The sequence below is a fragment of the Catellatospora methionotrophica genome (assembly GCF_011297335.1).
Classification (GTDB): Bacteria; Actinomycetota; Actinomycetes; order Mycobacteriales; family Micromonosporaceae; genus Catellatospora; species Catellatospora methionotrophica.
Map to the genome: position 1 here is coordinate 19,690 of NZ_JAAOTJ010000030.1, position 16,145 is coordinate 35,834.

General features: G+C 72.6%; 16 protein-coding genes. 6 read left to right on the forward strand and 10 right to left on the reverse strand.

The genetic code is table 11. From position 1 onward, the window contains the following. Positions 1-26: 26 nt before the first annotated feature. Positions 27-1,280 carry an aminotransferase class I/II-fold pyridoxal phosphate-dependent enzyme gene (locus tag HAV40_RS35100; protein ID WP_203671709.1) on the forward strand — a complete coding sequence of 418 codons (1,254 nt, stop codon included), beginning with the start codon at positions 27-29 and terminating at the stop codon, positions 1,278-1,280. A 21-nt stretch (positions 1,281-1,301) separates the two neighbouring features. Next, positions 1,302-1,787, forward strand: a complete 486-nt coding sequence (locus tag HAV40_RS35105; RefSeq protein WP_166388608.1) for a DUF309 domain-containing protein — start codon at positions 1,302-1,304, stop codon at positions 1,785-1,787. Here the strand turns inward: HAV40_RS35105 and HAV40_RS35110 are convergent, their stop codons facing one another. Together HAV40_RS35110 and HAV40_RS35115 are read right to left on the reverse strand one after the other, a co-directional pair. Further along, a complete protein-coding gene (locus tag HAV40_RS35110; RefSeq protein ID WP_166388609.1) occupies positions 1,788-2,246 on the reverse strand; it encodes a hypothetical protein in 459 nt (152 codons plus the stop codon). Between the two features lie 112 nt (positions 2,247-2,358). Further along, positions 2,359-3,099: a DUF6518 family protein gene (locus HAV40_RS35115; RefSeq protein ID WP_166388610.1), complete on the reverse strand. Its 741-nt coding sequence runs from the start codon at positions 3,097-3,099 to the stop codon at positions 2,359-2,361. 153 nt (positions 3,100-3,252) lie between these two features. On the opposite strand from HAV40_RS35115, the gene HAV40_RS35120 reads away from it, so the two are divergent. Further along, positions 3,253-3,846: a hypothetical protein gene (locus tag HAV40_RS35120; RefSeq protein ID WP_166388611.1), complete on the forward strand. Its 594-nt coding sequence runs from the start codon at positions 3,253-3,255 to the stop codon at positions 3,844-3,846. A 409-nt stretch (positions 3,847-4,255) separates the two neighbouring features. Here HAV40_RS35120 and HAV40_RS35125 read toward each other — a convergent pair whose 3' ends face one another. The 3 genes from HAV40_RS35125 to HAV40_RS35135 all read right to left on the reverse strand — a co-directional run bounded on the left by HAV40_RS35125 (position 4,256) and on the right by HAV40_RS35135 (position 6,148). Next, entirely contained in the window at positions 4,256-4,741 is a 486-nt protein-coding gene (locus HAV40_RS35125; RefSeq protein ID WP_166388612.1) for a GNAT family N-acetyltransferase, read from the reverse strand. Positions 4,742-4,821: 80 nt separating this feature from the next. Next, positions 4,822-5,562, reverse strand: coding sequence for a hypothetical protein (locus HAV40_RS35130; RefSeq protein WP_166388613.1), 741 nt, complete (start codon positions 5,560-5,562; stop codon positions 4,822-4,824). A gap of 265 nt (positions 5,563-5,827) precedes the next feature. Beyond that, positions 5,828-6,148 carry a hypothetical protein gene (locus HAV40_RS35135; RefSeq protein ID WP_166388614.1) on the reverse strand — a complete coding sequence of 107 codons (321 nt, stop codon included), beginning with the start codon at positions 6,146-6,148 and terminating at the stop codon, positions 5,828-5,830. A gap of 124 nt (positions 6,149-6,272) precedes the next feature. Here HAV40_RS35135 and HAV40_RS35140 point away from each other — a divergent pair, with 124 nt between their 5' ends. Together HAV40_RS35140 and HAV40_RS35145 are read left to right on the forward strand one after the other, a co-directional pair. After that, entirely contained in the window at positions 6,273-7,205 is a 933-nt protein-coding gene (locus HAV40_RS35140) for an MBL fold metallo-hydrolase (protein WP_166388615.1), read from the forward strand. A 111-nt stretch (positions 7,206-7,316) separates the two neighbouring features. Then, positions 7,317-8,255, forward strand: coding sequence for an LLM class F420-dependent oxidoreductase (locus tag HAV40_RS35145; protein WP_166388616.1), 939 nt, complete (start codon positions 7,317-7,319; stop codon positions 8,253-8,255). 118 nt (positions 8,256-8,373) lie between these two features. Here the strand turns inward: HAV40_RS35145 and HAV40_RS35150 are convergent, their stop codons facing one another. Next, the gene (locus HAV40_RS35150; RefSeq protein ID WP_166388617.1) at positions 8,374-9,282 is read right to left on the reverse strand and encodes an ADP-ribosylglycohydrolase family protein; all 909 of its coding nucleotides are present in this window, start codon (positions 9,280-9,282) and stop codon (positions 8,374-8,376) included. Positions 9,283-9,456: 174 nt separating this feature from the next. On the opposite strand from HAV40_RS35150, the gene HAV40_RS35155 reads away from it, so the two are divergent. Beyond that, positions 9,457-11,058, forward strand: coding sequence for an MFS transporter (locus tag HAV40_RS35155; RefSeq protein WP_166388618.1), 1,602 nt, complete (start codon positions 9,457-9,459; stop codon positions 11,056-11,058). A gap of 16 nt (positions 11,059-11,074) precedes the next feature. Here HAV40_RS35155 and HAV40_RS35160 read toward each other — a convergent pair whose 3' ends face one another. The 4 genes from HAV40_RS35160 to HAV40_RS35175 all read right to left on the reverse strand — a co-directional run bounded on the left by HAV40_RS35160 (position 11,075) and on the right by HAV40_RS35175 (position 16,116). Continuing rightward, positions 11,075-11,431: an ADP-ribosylation/crystallin J1 gene (locus HAV40_RS35160; protein ID WP_166388619.1), complete on the reverse strand. Its 357-nt coding sequence runs from the start codon at positions 11,429-11,431 to the stop codon at positions 11,075-11,077. Between the two features lie 62 nt (positions 11,432-11,493). Then, the gene (locus tag HAV40_RS35165) at positions 11,494-12,489 is read right to left on the reverse strand and encodes a LacI family DNA-binding transcriptional regulator (protein ID WP_166388620.1); all 996 of its coding nucleotides are present in this window, start codon (positions 12,487-12,489) and stop codon (positions 11,494-11,496) included. 159 nt (positions 12,490-12,648) lie between these two features. Next, positions 12,649-14,427 (reverse strand): right-handed parallel beta-helix repeat-containing protein, encoded by a 1,779-nt coding sequence (locus tag HAV40_RS35170; RefSeq protein ID WP_166388621.1) that lies wholly within the window; start codon positions 14,425-14,427, stop codon positions 12,649-12,651. 69 nt (positions 14,428-14,496) lie between these two features. After that, positions 14,497-16,116 carry a glycoside hydrolase family 13 protein gene (locus HAV40_RS35175; RefSeq protein ID WP_166388622.1) on the reverse strand — a complete coding sequence of 540 codons (1,620 nt, stop codon included), beginning with the start codon at positions 16,114-16,116 and terminating at the stop codon, positions 14,497-14,499. Between the last annotated feature and the right edge of the window lie 29 nt (positions 16,117-16,145).

The following is a 16,145-nucleotide window of genomic DNA, read 5'->3' on the forward strand; positions in this document are numbered from 1 at the left end:
GACGGCGCGCGTACCGGGGAGGGGGCATGACGAAGACGTCGGCGCACCTGCCGGACGCGCACCGGGTGCCGTCGGTCGACCAACTGGACCGGCTGCGCACCCAGACGCCGATGTACGACGCGATCATCGAGGAGGTCGACGGCCGCCGCATCCGCGTCGGCGACACCTGGCTGACCGACTTCGCGTCCTGCAACTACCTCGGCTTCGACCTCGACGAGGACATCATCACCGCCGGTGAGCGGGCGGTGCGCCGCTGGGGCACACATCCCGGCTGGTCACGCCTGCTCGGCAACCCGCGGCTCTACCCCGAGATCGAGGAGCGGCTGACCGAACTGCTCGGCGCGCCGGACACCCTCGTGCTGCCGACGATCACCCACATCCACATGTCGGTGCTGCCCGCGCTGGTCGGCGGCGGCACGGTGTTCGTCGAGGCCAGCGCGCACAAGACGATCTACGACGGCGGCGCGTACGCCCGGGGGCTGGGCGCGCGGCTCTACCGCTGGCACGCGGAGGACCTTGACGAGCTGGTGCGGCTGCTGCGCTCGGCCGATCCGGGCCGGCCCCGGGTGGTCTGCCTCGACGGCGTGAACAGCATGACCGGCAACATCCCGGATCTGGCCGCGCTCGCCACGGTCTGCCGCGAGTGGGGCGCGCTGCTGTACGTCGACGACGCGCACGGCTTCGGCGTGATCGGCGAACGCGGCGACGGGGCGAGCACGCCGTACGGGTCGCGCGGCAACGCGGTGGTGCGCCACTGCGGGCAGACGTACGACGACGTGGTGCTCGTCGGGGGTTTCTCCAAGGCGTACTCGGCGCTGCTGGCGTTCGTGGCAGTGCCCACGGCGGTGAAGGAGCACCTGAAGCTCGCCGCCCCGCCCTACCTGTACTCCGGGCCGTCGCCGGTGCACTCGCTGGCGGCGGTGCTGGCCGGGTTCGACGTCAACGAGGCCCGCGGCGAGCAGCTGCGCGCCACGCTGCACCGGCTGACGGCCCGGGTGCTGGCGCACCTGCGAACGCTCGGCGTGCACACACCCAACCGGCACCAGACCCCGGTGATCGAGCTGCCGCTGTCCCCCGGCTACGACCTGGCGGAGGTGGCCGACCTGCTCTGGCGGCGCGGCGTGTACGTCACGCTGGCCGCGTACCCGCTGGTGCCGCGCGGGCAGGTCGGCTTCCGGGTGCAGCTGACCTCGGCCCATACCGACGCGCAGGTGGATCAGCTCAACGCGGTGCTGACCGAACTCGACGGCCGCGGCGCCCTCCGCCGTGCCCTCAGGTAGCGCGCGGGGCAGGATGGTGTGATGAGCGGTGCGGTGGAACGGGATCGGGACACGGCTGGACGGCCCCGCAACGCGCGCCCGCGCGACGGGCTCGGCCGCCCGCTGCCGCACGGTGCGCCGGGCGTGCCGACCACGCCGGACGACCTGCGCCTGCCGCCGGACGAGGCACTCGCGCAGGCGCAGCGGCTGCTGGTCGAGGGTCACGCGTTCCACGCGCACGAGGTGCTGGAGGGCGCGTGGAAGGCCGCCCCCGAGCCGGAGCGCGAGCTGTGGCGCGGGCTGGCGCAGCTCGCGGTCGGCCTCACCCACGCCCGGCGGGGCAACGCCACCGGCGCGGCCCGCCTGCTGCGCAGGGCCGCCGACCGGATCGAGCAGTACGCGGCACACCCGCCCCACGACGTCGCGGTCACCGGCCTGGTGACCTGGTCCCGGGCCCTGGCCGCACGGATCGAGCAGAACGGCCTGGACGGTCTCAGCCCCGACGCGTTCGTTGCGCGTCTGCGGTGATCAGCCGAGCGTCACGCCGGTGATCGAGGTGCCCGGCGGCAGGTCGCGGACCTGTTCGTGGATCTGCCCGGCGATGTTCACCGCGACGGTGAAACTCTCCACGACGACGGACTCGACCGTGACACCGCCGCCGATGACCGGTGGCGGCATGAACGTGTACACCTGGTCCGGCCCGAGTCTCAGGCCACGCGCGTCGGCCTGGGCGGCGAGCCCGCCCAGCAGGTAGCGGTCCTGCCCCTGCTCGGTGGACAGCTCGCGTTCCAGCTCATCGGCCGACGCCCAGACCCTGGTGAGCGCGCCCTCGATGGTGTCGAGATACCAGCAGCCGTCCCCGCCGGCCAGGAACACGTCGCCGAACAGCGAGGTGAACAGCGGCTTGCGGCCCTCCAGGCCGAGCCACGACCACGCGTCGAGGGCCTGGTCGTACTGCTGCTCGCTGAACGTCTTGGTGAACCGCATCCGCGCAGTATGCACGACCCGGCCCGAGGTCATCCGACTCGCCGTGCAGGTGGGCTGATGAGCGCTCAAAGACCCGCCCGGCTACCCGGCAGGTCCGGTGATCGTGGGCAGGTCAGAAGCCGGTGGAGCGGATCGCCTGCAGCACTGACCAGAAGGTGGCGCCGAGGGCGGCGGCGGACAGCGCCGAGGCGGTGTAGACCGGCCAGGAGACGGGCGCGTCGCGGCGGGCGGTCAGCACGGTCACGACGGCCATCGCGAGGCACACCTGCGCCGCGTACGAGATGACATAGGCCTGAACGAAGGAGTCACCGATCATCGTCCAGGCCATGGTGAACAGTCCGTACAGGCCCTCGCCGGCCAGCAGGCCGAAGGCCGCCCCCGCGGCGGCCGCGGACGTACGCGGGGAGCCGTTGCGCACGGCATGGCCGAGCAGGCCAAGCACCAGCCCCGCACCGATCGCGAGCAGCGCCCAGAAACCCGCCGCGCGGGCCAAGCTGAACAGGGCGTACGTGTCGGCGGACGAGCCGTCCTCAAGCTGACCGCCGCTCCAGCGCCGCGACACGAAAAGGATCAGCAGGTAGTACATCGCGGTGGCGACGAGCAGCACGACGGTCGCGACGAGCGGTGCGCGGCGGGCCTGGCGGACCAGGTGACCCGTGACGAGCGCGGCCGCTCCCCAGGCGAAGCCGTTGCTGGTCAGCATCAGTACGAGCTGCCCCGCGAGCCCGGGCAGCTCGTCGCCGAGAAAAGCCAGCGTGCCGAGCAGCGCTCCGGCGACCGGCACCCAGCGCAGCGGTCGGCGGACCACACCGGGCGGATCGATCCCGGCTGGAGGGGTTTCCACTGTGGCCATCGACAACTACTCCTCGGATGCGGCGAACGGCAGGATGCGGTTCTACCATCGCCGAGCGTCACTATGGGGGCCGCTCTCCCGATCGCTCACCGCCGACCCGGTCCGATCTCGACCACGCACGGGCCGACGCGGCGGCGTGACCAGGGCAATGCGATGGGCAACGCCCGGATGCCGCAGGAGCCGCTGTCGGAGCAGTGGCATCTGGGGCCGGACGACGACGTGACCGCCTGGGTGGCGGCCAGCAACGCCTGCCGGGAGCGGTACGAGCTGCGTGAGTATCACGACGCTGATCCGCCGGTGGGGGCGTACGACCTGGTGAGCCTGCCCGGGTTGAAGGAGCGCGTCGAGTCCCATCCGGTGGTGGTCGCGGCGTGGCTGCCGTTCTCGTCCTGCATGGCCGCGCGCGGGCACGCCGTCGCGTGGCAGGGGCGGGACGACTTCCTGTTCCGGAACTGGGACCTGCGCCCGGAGGAGGCGCCGATCGACGGCCGCCCGGCGGGGCCGGGGTGGGTGCTGGCGGAGGCCGAGCTGAAGGCGCTCTACACCGACGACGCCGAGTGCCGGATGCCCGCGCACCTGGCGGCGATGCGACTGCTGTCGTGGTGGCTGGACGCGTGGGAGACCGCGCACCGCGAGGAGCTGGACCGCGTACGCGCCGACTGGGAACGCCGCCTGGCCGAGGCCGCCCGGCTGCCGACCGAGATCGCCCTGCCCTCGTTCACGCCGCGCCCGTCCCCCGGGGCCTGAGGTGGAACCTCTGTCGACAGTGCGGCCGGCGGTCGCTCACCCCCGTTAGCGACCGCCGGCCTTTTTCACTGTCCGGGTGAACGCCGTCCCCCAACGGCATCTGTCCACCCATCCCCCTGTGCACTTCGCTCGGCGCCTGCGACCGGAAAACGAGTTCTCCGGCCTGGCCGGCCCGCTGGGACCCCTGGGGCCTTCATCGAGCGTCGCGCCACTGGGGATCACGCTACGTCGCCTGACCTGCGGTCGTCCAGGGCAAACTCAAGATTTTTTCACTGAAAGTAATTGGCTCTCTACTCTCCGCATTTGCCCCGAAGCGCGGATTTCGCAGCCGGACCCCGCACCGGTAGGTACGAATTCACCCGTTCTGAGCGCAGCGCGCCACCGGATCCCGCCCGGATGGGCGTTTCGGCTACAGCCGCTGGTACATGACGTGCAGGCCGACGCGGCCGTGCTCGGGGTGCTCGAACGCCTCCGGCACCGTGGCGAGGATCTCGAAGCCGAGCGCCTGCCACAGCCGTACCGCGGCGGTGTTGGTCTCCACGACGGCGTTGAACTGCATGCCGTGGTATCCCTGGGTCCGCGCCCAGTCCAGCACGTGCCCGCCCAGCGCCCGGCCCACGCCGCGCCCCTGGTGCGCCGGATCGACCATGAAACTCGCGGTCGCGATGTGCGCCCCGCGACCCGGCCGGTTCGGGCCCATCTTGGCCGAGCCGAGCACGGTGTCCCCGTCCACGGCCACCACGGTCTGGCCCGGGGCCTGCTCCATCCACCACGGCCGCGCCCGCTCGGTGTCCATGCCCTCCGGGAACGCGTAGCTCTCCCCCGCGGCAACGATCTCGGTGAAGAACGGGTAGATCGCCGCCCAGTCCGGGCCGGTCGCCTCTCGAATGATCACGCCCGGACCCTACCGCCCCGGCCGAACGCCCCTCGACCGCGTTTCCGGCGGTGGGTGCGTCGGCCGGAGGCGGGCGCGGGTCAGATCAGGTCGGCGAGGGTCGCGTCGGCGGGCGGGGTGACGCGGCGGGTGACCCGGCGGGCGCGGACGTGGGCGGCGTGCGCGGCCGAGCGCAGGGAGTCCGCCGCCGCGACGGCCGCCTCGGTGGCCAGCCAGGTCTGCTTCTCGGTGTCGGCCGCGCGGCGGTACGCGGTGCGCAGCGACGCGCGGGCGAACTGCGACAGCATCGTCTCCTGCTCGATCGGGTGCCGGCGCGGGTCCCAGCCGCCGCGGTGGGCCAGCGCGTCGCTCAGTTCCAGGGCGGACAGCTGCTGGTGCGAGCAGGCCGACATGGCGGCGCGGTGCAGGTGGCGCTCGCGGAAGGCGTACTCGGCGGGGGTCTGCGGGGTGCGCGGCAGCGGGATCGCGGCGGCGGTCAGCGTCCGGCGCGCCTGCGAGTCGGCCTCGTCGTAGCGCTGCCACGCGGTCTCGGCAACGTCCTGCGCGGCCAGCCACTCCTCGCGCCGCCGCCGGGCGGTCGCCGCAGCGCGCTCGGCCGCTGCCGTCGCCTCGCGCGCCTTGCGGACCAGCGCCTGCGCGTGCGCCGCCAGCAGCGCCTGCTGCTCCAGTTCCGCCGGGGCGGGCGCGACCGGCGCGGGCTCCGGCTGGCGGGTGTACAGGGTCAGCGCGCCGATGGCCACGACGGCCAGCACGGCGAGCAGTGACCAGACGAGCGCGGCGTTGGGCAGGTCACGGAGGAACAGGTCCAGGACGACGTTCATGATCGACACCTCGGGGTGGGTGGAGGGGTGGACGCGACTTCGGGGGTTCTTCGCGAGAGGAGACGTTGCGGGTGCTCAGACGCCGGGCATGGCGTTGCTCCGGTGCGCGGTCCCGCGGTGCTCAGTCGCGGGGAGAGGTCTCGCGGGGAGAGTCCTCGCGCGGCGAGGCGTGATCCGGACGGCGGACACGGATGAGCGTCAGCGCATCAGGGGCCCTTATGCCGGAGGCGACGCCGCAGATCGGCAGCGGCTAGACGACCGAGGATCAGGCAGGCGGGGCGCGGCTGCCCTGCGCCCGCTGGTGTGCCGAGCCCGGCAGCCTGACGGCGTACACGGCGACACGGTCGACCGTGACCTGCTCGGCGGTTCCGATCTGGACGGGTGCCGCCGCCGGGGCGGGTGCCGCCTCGTAGCTGGCGGCGGCCTCGCTGACCGTCGTCTGCTCGGCCTGCGGCCGGGCCACGGGCTGCGCGGCGTGTCCCGCCGAGGGGGCGAGCAGCAGGCCCATCAGGGCCAGCGCGGTGAGCATCCGCGCCGAAAGGCGCACGACCCACCGGATTGGACCGGTGGGCGCGCTGAATGTCACGAAACGAAAGCTACCCCGTTCGGGCGAACGTCGCATCCGGAGTGATCGAGACCACAGGGCGCGGCGGCACCGGTTCTCTGACAGACTGGCGACCGTCGCTGCCCGACGAACTCCGGGGGATCACATGGCCAGCACGGTATCGCCCGTCGTGGAACCCACGCCGTCCCTGACCCGCCTCGCCCCCGACGTGTACGCGTACCTGCAGCCCGACGGCGGCTGGTGCGTCAGCAACGCGGGCGTGCTGCTCGGGCCGGACGCGGTGACCCTGGTCGACGCGACCGCCACCGAACGCCGCGCCCGCCTGCTCGCCGAGCACATCGCTTCGCTGACCTGGGCTCCGGTACGCACCCTGGTGGTCACCCACCGGCACGGCGACCACCACTACGGCGCGCGCACGGTCGCGCCGGACGCGGTCGTCGTCGCCCACGAGAACGCGCGCGCCGACATCATCGGCGACGGGCTGAACCTGCCCGGCATCTGGCCCGACGTGACCTGGGGCGAGGTCGCCCCGGCCGTGCCCACGCTCACCTACACCGACCGGCTCACCCTGCACGCCGGGGAGCTGCGGGTGGAGCTGTGGCACCCCGGTCCGGCGCACACCACCGGCGACACCGTGGTGTGGATTCCCGAGCACCGGGTGCTGTTCACCGGGGACATCACGTTCTCCGAGGTCACCCCGCTGTGCATGATGGGCTCGATCGAGGGCTCGCTGGAGGTGCTGTCCCGGCTGGCCGCCCTCGACCCGGCGGTCGTGGTCAGCGGGCACGGCCCGCTCGCCGGGCCGGAGGTGTTCGCCGCCAACGCCGACTACCTGCGGCTGGTGCAGGAGCTGGCCACCGAGGGGATCGCGGCGGGACTCACCCCGCTGGAGGCCGCCCGCCGTGCCGACCTGGGCCGCTTCAAGACCTGGCTGGACTCCGAGCGCCTCGTGGCCAACCTGCACCGGGCGTACGCCGAAGCGCATGGCGTGCCGCGCGGCGCGGAACTGGACAACTACGCGATCCTCGCCGACGTCGCCGCCTTCAACGGCGGCCGCATCCCCGCCTGCCTCGCCTGACTGCCCTGCCTCGCCTGACAACCATCCCTGATCGCTGTCTCGTGCCAAGATCTGCGGCCTGACCTCGGGTTCTGGCACGAAACACCGATCTTGCTTGGCTAGGCTCGGGCTGTGGAACTGCGCGTGTTCACCGAGCCCCAGCAGGGCGCCACGTACGAGCAGCTGCTCGCGGTGGCGCGCGCCGCGGAGGACGCCGGATACGGCGCGTTCTTCCGGTCCGACCACTACCTGAAGATGGGCGACGTCACCGGCCTGCCGGGGCCGACCGACGCCTGGACCACGCTGGCCGGGCTGGCCCGCGACACCAGCCGGATCCGGCTCGGCACGCTGGTCACCGCGGCGACGTTCCGGCTCCCGGGGCCGCTGGCGATCAGCGTCGCCCAGGTGGACGCGATGAGCGGAGGCCGGGTCGAGCTCGGCATCGGCACCGGCTGGTACGCCGAGGAGCACGAGGCGTACGGCATCCCGTTCCCGCCGCTCGGTGAGCGCTTCGACCGGCTCGGCGAGCAGCTGCACATCATCACGGGGCTGTGGTCGACCCCGGTCGGCGGCGCGTTCGACTTCCACGGCGAGCACTACACGGTGAAACGCTCGCCCGCGCTGCCCAAACCGGCGCAGCGGCCCTATCCCCCGATCCTGATCGGCGGTGGCGGCAAGCGGCGTACGCCGGTGCTCGCGGCCCGGTTCGCCGACGAGTTCAACCTGCCGTTCGCCGGTGTCGAGGACACGGCGGCCCAGTTCGGCCGGGTACGCGAGGCGTGCGTGCGCACCGGCCGCGACCCCGGCGCGCTGCGCCTGTCCAGCGCGCTGGTGCTGTGCTGCGGGCGCACCGACGCCGAGGTGGCCCGCCGCGCCGCGGCGATCGGGCGGGAGGTCGACGAACTGCGCGCCAACGGCCTGGCCGGTTCCCCCGCCGAGATCGTCGAGAAGCTCGGCCGGTACGCCGAGATCGGCGCGCAGCGCGTCTACCTCCAGCTACTCGACCTGTCCGACCTCGACCACCTGGACCTGGTCGCCACCACCGTCATCCCCCAACTCCCGCCGCCGTAGCCCGTGAGCCAAGGCAGGGCACTTCTTACCGGCGTAGCCCGTGATGCGAAGGAAGGGCACCTTCCCAACAGAGCTCTGTTGGGAAGGTGCCCTTCCTCAGCCTGGGGCGTGGCGGCCGTCAACCGGCCCAGGTGGGCAGCGGTTCGCGGGCGGCGAGCCAGTCCGGCGGGATCCCGGCGAGCCCCGTGTACGCCGCGACGATGCCGCCGACGATCGCCGCCGTCGTGTCGACGTCCCCGCCCGCCTCGACGCAGGTGCGGATCGCCGCCGGATAGTCGTGCAGCATCCGGGCGGCGACCCACACCGTGAACGGCACCGTGTCCTGCGCGGTGATCGCCGCGCCGTTGCCCAGCTCGTACGCCGCTTCGGCGGCCGGCAGGTGCAGCATCTTCCGCGCCCGGCCGAGCCCCCGGTGCACCCGGCCCGGCGGGGTCAGCGCGCGCACCGCGTCCACGAACGGCCCCGGCTTCGGGCGCGTGCCCGACAACCGACCCGCGCAGGCGTGACTGGCCGCGACGGCGACCGCCACGGCCCCGGCCACGCCCTCCGGGTGCGCGTGGGTGACCATCGCCGACGCGACGGCCTCCTCGGCGGCCCGTTTCGGATCGTCGGGAAAGTACGCCCCCAGCGGCGCGACCCGCATCGCGGCCCCGTTGCCGCAGGAACCCTGCCCCTCGAACGCCTCGGTGGCGGCCTGCTGCCAGGGCGCGCCGCCGCGCACTCGCCGCAGGATGATGAACGCGCCGACGCCGTACCCCCGGAGGGGTTCACAGCGCTCGGCGAACGCCTCGGCGAGCCGGTCCGGGTCGATCCGGCCCGCCTCGTTCAGCATCCAGGTGATGGAGCACGCCATCTCGGTGTCGTCGGTCCATTCCCAGACCGGCGGCGGGACGACGCCCGCCACGAGGTCGGCGACCCTGCGACCGACCATGAAGTACTGCGCTCCCAGCGCATCGCCGACGGACAGACCCGCCAGGCTCTCGGCGGCGTATCCGCGCCGCGTGTTCTCGTGTAGGACGAACCTCATCGTGCTCCGATCATGGCCCACCCCGCCCACCCCGGCAATCGGGTAACCGAACCGAACCCCTCCTTCGAAGATCATTGTCTGGTCCGCAGAATCCGCGCCCGCTCGCGGCGCTGCCGCATAACGTGGAGCTACGCCCGGGTCACCTGCCGGGCGACACGGCGCGAGAGGCGAGCGATGACGCCGAGCAGGGCGGTGCCCGACGTGGCTCCCCCGCGCCAGGCCCTGGTGCTGGGCACGCTGATCCTGGTCGCCGCCGTGGCCAACCTCAACCTGAGCGTGGCCAATGTGGCGCTGCCCGAGATCGGGCGCGCGTTCGACTCGTCGCAGACCATGCTCAACCTGGTCGCGGTCGGCTACTCGCTCGGCCTGGCCGCCTCGGTGCTCTACCTGGGCGCGTTCGGCGACCGGTACGGCCGCAAGCTGCTGCTGATCCTCGGCGTCAGCCTGTCCGTGCCCGCCTGCCTGCTGGCCTCGCACGCCACCTCGGACGTGATGCTGGTCTGCGCCCGCATGCTCGGCGGCCTGGCCGCGGGCATGGCCTACCCGACGACGCTCGCCCTGATCGCCGCGTTGTGGCGCGGTGCGCCGCGCATCCGCGCCATCGCGCTGTGGTCGGGCATCGGCGGCGCGATCTCGGCGATGGGCCCGCTGCTGGCCGGTGCAGCGATGCAGCGCTACTGGTGGGGATCGGTCTTCCTGCTCACCCTGCCACTCGCGGTGGTAGCGCTGATCCTGGCGATCCGGTGCGTCCCGGCACACGTCAACGAGTCCACCGAGCCGGTCGACCATCTCGGCGGGGTGCTGTCCGTCGTGCTGGTCGGATCCCTGGTGCTGGCCGTCAACTTCGCGCCCACCCCCGGCGCGGGTGCCGCCGCGGCCGGGCTGGCGGTGGTCGCCGTCGCGGCGGCGATCGCGTTCGTGCTGCGCCAGCGCCGGGCCGCCAACCCGCTGTACGACCTGCGGATCGCCGCCCGGCGCACGTTCTGGGTCGCGGGGGTGGCCGGGGTCATCGTGTTCGGCTCGCTGATGGGCGCGCTGTTCATCGGGCAGCAGTTCATGCAGAACGTGCTCGGCTACACGGCGCTGCAGGGCGGGGCGGCGATCCTGCCCTCGCCGCTGATGATGACGCTGTTCGCGCCGTACTCGGCGAAGCTGGTGGAGCGCCGCGGCTCGCGGTTCACGCTGCTGGCCGGTTACCTGTTCTGCCTGCTGGCGTTCGTCACCATGCTGCTGCTGTGGCGCGAGGACGTCGGGTACTGGCGGGTGGGGCTGGCGTACGCGCTGATCGGGGTCGGGATCGGGCTGGCGGGCACCCCGGCGTCGCGTTCGCTGACCGGTTCGGTGCCGGTGCGCCGGGTCGGCATGGCCTCGGGCACCGCCGACCTGCAGCGCGACCTCGGCGGTGCGATCATGCAGTCGCTGCTCGGCGCGCTGCTCACCGCCGGTTACATCAGGTCGATCACCAAGCAGGTCCAGGAGGCGCCGCAGTCGCCGGAGATCGCCCAGGCGGTGGTGTCCGAGCTGCAGAAGTCCTTCGCGAGCGCCGCCGACACCGCCCAGCGCTACCCGCAGCACGCCGCCGAGATCATCGAAGGAGCCCGCAACGCGTTCCTGGTCGGCGACCGCTGGGCATACTCGGCGGCGATCCTCGCCATCGCCCTGGGCATGGCCCTGGTGGCCCGGTACTACCCGCGCCACGCCGAGGAGAACCGCCTGCTCACCTCCTACCAGTCGGAGGACCTGGCCGCGCCTTCGCCAGCCCGAGACGCGAGCTGACGAAGGCGCGGCGGTCTCAGACGGCGGTCGCGTGGAACTCGTGCACGACCTCGATCAGGCCGACGAGGTGCCGGTTGAACTCGTCCAGCTCCTCGGCGGGCACCCACAGCTCCAGAATGTCCCGCCCGCCGACCTGCTGCACGGGGTAACGCCCCGCGAACTCCCGGTCCACCGCGAACCGGGTGACGTAACCCGAGCCGCTGGCGGGCACATTCCAGTCACGGGCGATCATGATGGCGTACTGCTCGTTCAGCACCGGGTAGAAGATCGGCTGGTCGGGCAGGCGCGGCGGCCAGGCCCGCCAGCCGGACTCCCGGACCAGGTCCAGCTCCTTCGGCCCGGTGGGCCGCCACAGGGTCAACGTCTCGCTCATCGCGCGCTCCTCTCGCAGCGGCGCACGTTACCGGCGCAGCGGCACCCGGGCCACCTGTTTGCTCAGGCGGCGGGGGCCGGGCCGGTCGAGGCGCGTACCACCAGTTCGGGTTCGAACAGCAGCTCGTCGTCGGGCACCTGCTCGGCGTCGATCTGGCTGAGCAGCAGTGCGACCGCGGCCTGTCCCATGGCGACTATCGGCTGGCGCACCGTGGTCAGCGGCGGGTCGGTGAACGCCATCAGCCCCGAGTCGTCGAAGCCCACCACGGAAACGTCGGCGGGCACCTGCTTGCCGACCCGGCGTACCGCCCGCATCGCACCGATCGCGAGGACGTCGCTGGCGCAGATGAGCCCCGTCGCGCCCTCGGCGACCAGGCGCGCGGCGGCGGCGTGGCCCTCCTCCATGGTGAGCGCGCCGTGGGCGACCAGCTCGGGCGCGCCCTTGCGGGCGGCGCGGTAGGCGGCCAGCTTGCGGGCCGAGGGCACGTGGTCCGGCGGGCCGAGCACCAGCCCGATCCGTTGGTGGCCGAGCGCCGTCAGGTGGGCGTACGCCTGCTCGACCGCGTGCTCCTCGTCCGTGCACACGCGCGGGAAGGCCAGCCCGTCCGCGCTCGCATTGATCAGCACCGTGGGCAGTCCGCGCTCGCGCAGCCGGGCGTAGTGCTCGTGCGCGGCCCGTGCCTGCTGGTAGAGCCCGCTTGCGAAGATCACGCCGGAGACGTTCTGCTCCAGCAGGATGGTGATGTACTCCGACTCGGCCACCCCGTCGATGGTCCGCGCGCACAGCACCGGGGTGAACCCCTTCTTCGCCAGCGCACCAGCCATGACCTCGGCGAATCCTGGAAAGATCGGGTTCTGCATCTCCGGCAGCACGATCCCGACCAGCCGGGCCCGCTCACCGCGCAGCTTGGTCGGCCGCTCATACCCGAGCACGTCCAGCGCCGACAGCACCGCTGCCCGCGTCGCCTCGGATATCCCCGGCTTGTTGTTCAGCACCCGCGACACGGTGGCTTCGCTGACTCCGACATGTTGGGCCACCTCGGCCAGCCTCCGCGCCATCGCGCAAGTGTAGAACACCGGAATGCAAGCCACTTGCAGAAACCGAACCAATCTCGCATCACTTCCCGCCCCGCCGCCCAGCCCCGCACTCCCCTCCGAAGATCGCCGTCTCAGGTCGATAAGTACGGTCCGACCTCGCGTTTCGACCCGAGACGGCGATCACCTCGCCGGACGGAAGGGGCCGCAGTACGAGGGGGCCAGGGAGGTCCCGGTGAGGGTGAAGGTGACAGCTTCGGGGCAGTGGAATAGGGGTTCGGCGGCGACGGCGTCGGCGGTCAGGCCGGTGAGGGCGAGGGAGCCGGTGGACTGGATCTGGAGGACGTGGGTGCCGGTGGTGTGCACGCGCAGGCCGGTGACGGTCACGTTGGTCACTGAGGACCCGAAGACCTGGAGCGCGGCGTATCGGCTGTCGAGCAGCTCGTTGTCGGTGACGAGCACTTCGCCGGTGAGCGGGGCGTCCTTGGCGTAGAACCAGATCGCGGCGATCGGGGTGGACAGGAACGGGTGGTCGGCCCCGGCGCGCAGGGTGGTGTTGCGTTCGACGCGGGTGACGCCGCGCAGCAGGGTCGCCGAGAAGCGGTTGGCGACGTGGATGCCGCCGCCCTCGACCTGGATGTCGGCGACGACGTTCTCGCGGACCGTGTTGTCGTGGCCGCCGTACATCGCGATGCCGTTGGCCAGCATCGGCAGTTGCACGGTGTTGCGTTCGACGGTGATCTGCCGGTCCGCGCCGTACGTGCCGTCGAAGCCGTCGGGTCCGGCCTCCGACCACAGCGCGATGCCGTCGTCGCCGGTGTTGCGGACCAGGTTGTCGCTGATCACGGCGTTGCTGACGCCCTGGTGCAGGTTGATGCCGTCGGCGGTGACGTCCATGATCCGGCAGCCGGTGATCCGCAGCCCGTCGAACGGGCCGTCCAGCCACATGCCGACCTTCACGTGCTGGATCCACAGCCGCTCCAGCACCGAGCCCCCGCCGAGCGCCCCGCCGACCCCGGCGAGCGCCGCCTTGTCGTCACGCTCGCCCACCTCGCCGATGATCGCCAGGTCGGCGACGCGCACCCGCTGGGAGGGATTCGGCGCGGCGTCGCCGTAGACACCGACGCCCGCGCCGCGCAGCTCGGTGTGCCACATGCCCGCACCCTGCACAGTGACGCCGTCGACCAGCAGGTGCCGCGCCACCGCGTACCGGCCTGCGGGCACGTAGAGCGGTTTGCGCTGGGCGCGGGCGGCTTCGATCGCCTCGGCGAAGGCTTCACCAGCCGGTTTCGCGCCACTCGGGTCGGCTCCGAAGTCGGCCACCGACAGGGACCCCGTAGGCCGTGGCAACGGGGCCGCCACCTGCTCGAACTCGACCAGGTCGAGGGTCGTCGGCAGGTCGCCCGCGCGCAGCGTGACGGTCGCGCCCGCGGGCAGGTCGGTGCCGAGCAGGGCGCGGGCGCTGTCGTACAGGTGGCGCTCGCCGCCCTGCGCGGGGTCGTTCGTGAATGGGAAGCCGCCGTAGAACCAGCTGTAGCGCGAGGTCAGCGCCAGTGCGGGCAGGGTCGCCCCGGCGGCTTCGAGCTGGAGCGAAGCGTCCTGTCCCCGGCCGTCGGCGCTGTCCGGGATCGAGAACCGCACGTTCACCGCGCTAGCCGGGGCGGTTAGCGTGACGGTCAGGCGCTGTCCGGGTTGGAGCGTCACGGCCATCCGCCCGGAGGCCTCCCCCGCGAGCGTCCCGTGGCGGCGATCCGGCCCGAGCACGGTCCCGTCGGTGTCCACGTGCTCCGCCTCGTACGCCCGCCAGGGCAGCGACGCCCCACGCCCGGCGATGTCGCCGACGGCGGTCAGGCGCGGCGGCGCGCTCGCGGGCTTGTCCTTCACCGGCCAAGCGAGTGCGGCGGCGGTGCCAGCCGCCACGACCAATGCCACGACCAGCGGAATCAGCACCTTGCGGGACATCGGAACTCCTGCCTCAGGTCGAGGGGAACCCGCGGCGGTGGTCCGCTCAACCACCGCCGCGGGGGTCTGTCAGGCCGTGCGCAGCCAGGCGGCGGCGTCGGCGGGCAGGCGGCCGTCGATCAGGTCGATGCTGGTCAGCAGCACGGCCGTGTGGGCGGGGAGGTCGACCGGCTCGGCGGACAGGTTCACCACGCAGGTGAAGTCGCCGGGGCGGGTGAACGCCACGACCTCCTCCGGGGTGTCGAGCCAGGTCATCGGGCCGTCGCCGAGTCCGGCCTCGGCGCCCCGGATGGCCAGGGCGGCCTGGTAGAGGCGCAGCATCGAGCCGGGGTCGGCCTGCTGGGCCTCGACGGTCAGGCGCGCCCAGTCCGGCTGCGGCAGCCAAGCCGGGGCGCCACCGGACGGGCTGAAGCCGTGCGAGGCACCGGTCGACGACCAGGGCAGCGGCACCCGGCAGCCGTCGCGGCCGGGGTCGGTGCCGCCGGAGCGGTGGTAGATCGGGTCCTGGCGGGTGTCGTCGGGCAGCCGCTCGACGTCGGGCAGGCCCAGTTCCTCGCCCTGGTACACGTACACCGAGCCGGGCAGCGCCAGGGTCAGCAGCGCCGCCGCACGGGCCCGGCGCAGGCCGAGCGACGCGTCGGTGGGCATGAGATGGCGGGCCTGGCGCAGGGCGTGCTCGAAGCCGGTGTCGGTCCGGCCGTAGCGGGTCACCGTACGCGTGACGTCGTGGTTGGCCAGCACCCAGCTGCTCGGTGCGCCGACCGGGGCGTGCGAGGCCAGGGTCGCGTCGACGCAGTGGCGCAGCGCCTTGGCCTCCCACGGGCAGCCGAGGAAGTGGAAGTTGAACGCGGCGTGCATCTCGTCGGGGCGCAGGTACAGCGCGAACCGGTCGATGTCGGCGAGCAGCACCTCGCCGATGAGCGCCCGGGGCTGCTCGTAGGAGTCGGCGATGACGCGCCACGAGCGGTAGATGTCGTGGATGGCGTCGCGGTCCTCGAACGGGTGCGGGGTCGGCGGGGCGGCCGGGTCGAAGTCGGCCAGCGTCGGGTCCTTCACGCACAGCGCGGCGGAGTCGATGCGGATGCCGTCGATGCCGCGGTCGAACCAGAACCGCAGGATGTCCTCGAACTCGGCCCGGACCAGGGGGTTCTCCCAGTTCAGGTCGGGCTGCTCGGGGGCGAACAGGTGCAGGTACCACTCGCCGTCGGCGACGCGGGTCCAGGCCGGTCCGTTGAAGATGGAGTTCCAGTCGTTGGGCGGCAGCTCGCCGTGCTCGCCCCGGCCGGCCCGGAACCAGAACAGGTCCCGGGCCGGTGAGCCCGGCCCCTCGGCCAGCGCGCGCTGGAACCACGCGTGGGCGTCGGAGCAGTGGTTGGGCACGATGTCGATGATGATGCGGATGTCGCGCTCGTGCGCCTCGGCGATCAGCAGTTCCGCCTCTTCGAGGGTGCCGAAGGACGGGTCGATGTCGCGGTAGTCGGCCACGTCGTAGCCGGCGTCCGCCATCGGCGACGGGTACCAGGGGCTGAACCAGATCGCGTTGATGCCGAGGGTGTGCAGGTACCCGAGCTTGGCGCGGATGCCCGCCAGGTCGCCCACGCCGTCGCCGTTCGCGTCGGCGAAGGAGCGCGGGTAGACCTGGTAGATGGCGGCGTGGTGCCACCAGTCGCGGGTGTCGTTGTGAAACACGGGTACCTGCCTTCAGTTCAGTGAGTCGG

Excerpts from the sequence above, each read along its gene's own strand:
- HAV40_RS35100 (WP_203671709.1), top strand. The coding sequence starts at position 27 with ATGACGAAGACGTCGGCGCACCTGCCGGACGCGCACCGGGTGCCGTCG.
- HAV40_RS35105 (WP_166388608.1), top strand. The coding sequence starts at position 1,302 with ATGAGCGGTGCGGTGGAACGGGATCGGGACACGGCTGGACGGCCCCGC.
- HAV40_RS35110 (WP_166388609.1), bottom strand. The coding sequence starts at position 2,246 with ATGCGGTTCACCAAGACGTTCAGCGAGCAGCAGTACGACCAGGCCCTC.
- HAV40_RS35115 (WP_166388610.1), bottom strand. The coding sequence starts at position 3,099 with ATGGCCACAGTGGAAACCCCTCCAGCCGGGATCGATCCGCCCGGTGTG.
- HAV40_RS35120 (WP_166388611.1), top strand. The coding sequence starts at position 3,253 with ATGGGCAACGCCCGGATGCCGCAGGAGCCGCTGTCGGAGCAGTGGCAT.
- HAV40_RS35130 (WP_166388613.1), bottom strand. The coding sequence starts at position 5,562 with ATGAACGTCGTCCTGGACCTGTTCCTCCGTGACCTGCCCAACGCCGCG.
- HAV40_RS35140 (WP_166388615.1), top strand. The coding sequence starts at position 6,273 with ATGGCCAGCACGGTATCGCCCGTCGTGGAACCCACGCCGTCCCTGACC.
- HAV40_RS35150 (WP_166388617.1), bottom strand. The coding sequence starts at position 9,282 with ATGAGGTTCGTCCTACACGAGAACACGCGGCGCGGATACGCCGCCGAG.
- HAV40_RS35155 (WP_166388618.1), top strand. The coding sequence starts at position 9,457 with ATGACGCCGAGCAGGGCGGTGCCCGACGTGGCTCCCCCGCGCCAGGCC.
- HAV40_RS35160 (WP_166388619.1), bottom strand. The coding sequence starts at position 11,431 with ATGAGCGAGACGTTGACCCTGTGGCGGCCCACCGGGCCGAAGGAGCTG.
- HAV40_RS35165 (WP_166388620.1), bottom strand. The coding sequence starts at position 12,489 with ATGGCGCGGAGGCTGGCCGAGGTGGCCCAACATGTCGGAGTCAGCGAA.
- HAV40_RS35170 (WP_166388621.1), bottom strand. The coding sequence starts at position 14,427 with ATGTCCCGCAAGGTGCTGATTCCGCTGGTCGTGGCATTGGTCGTGGCG.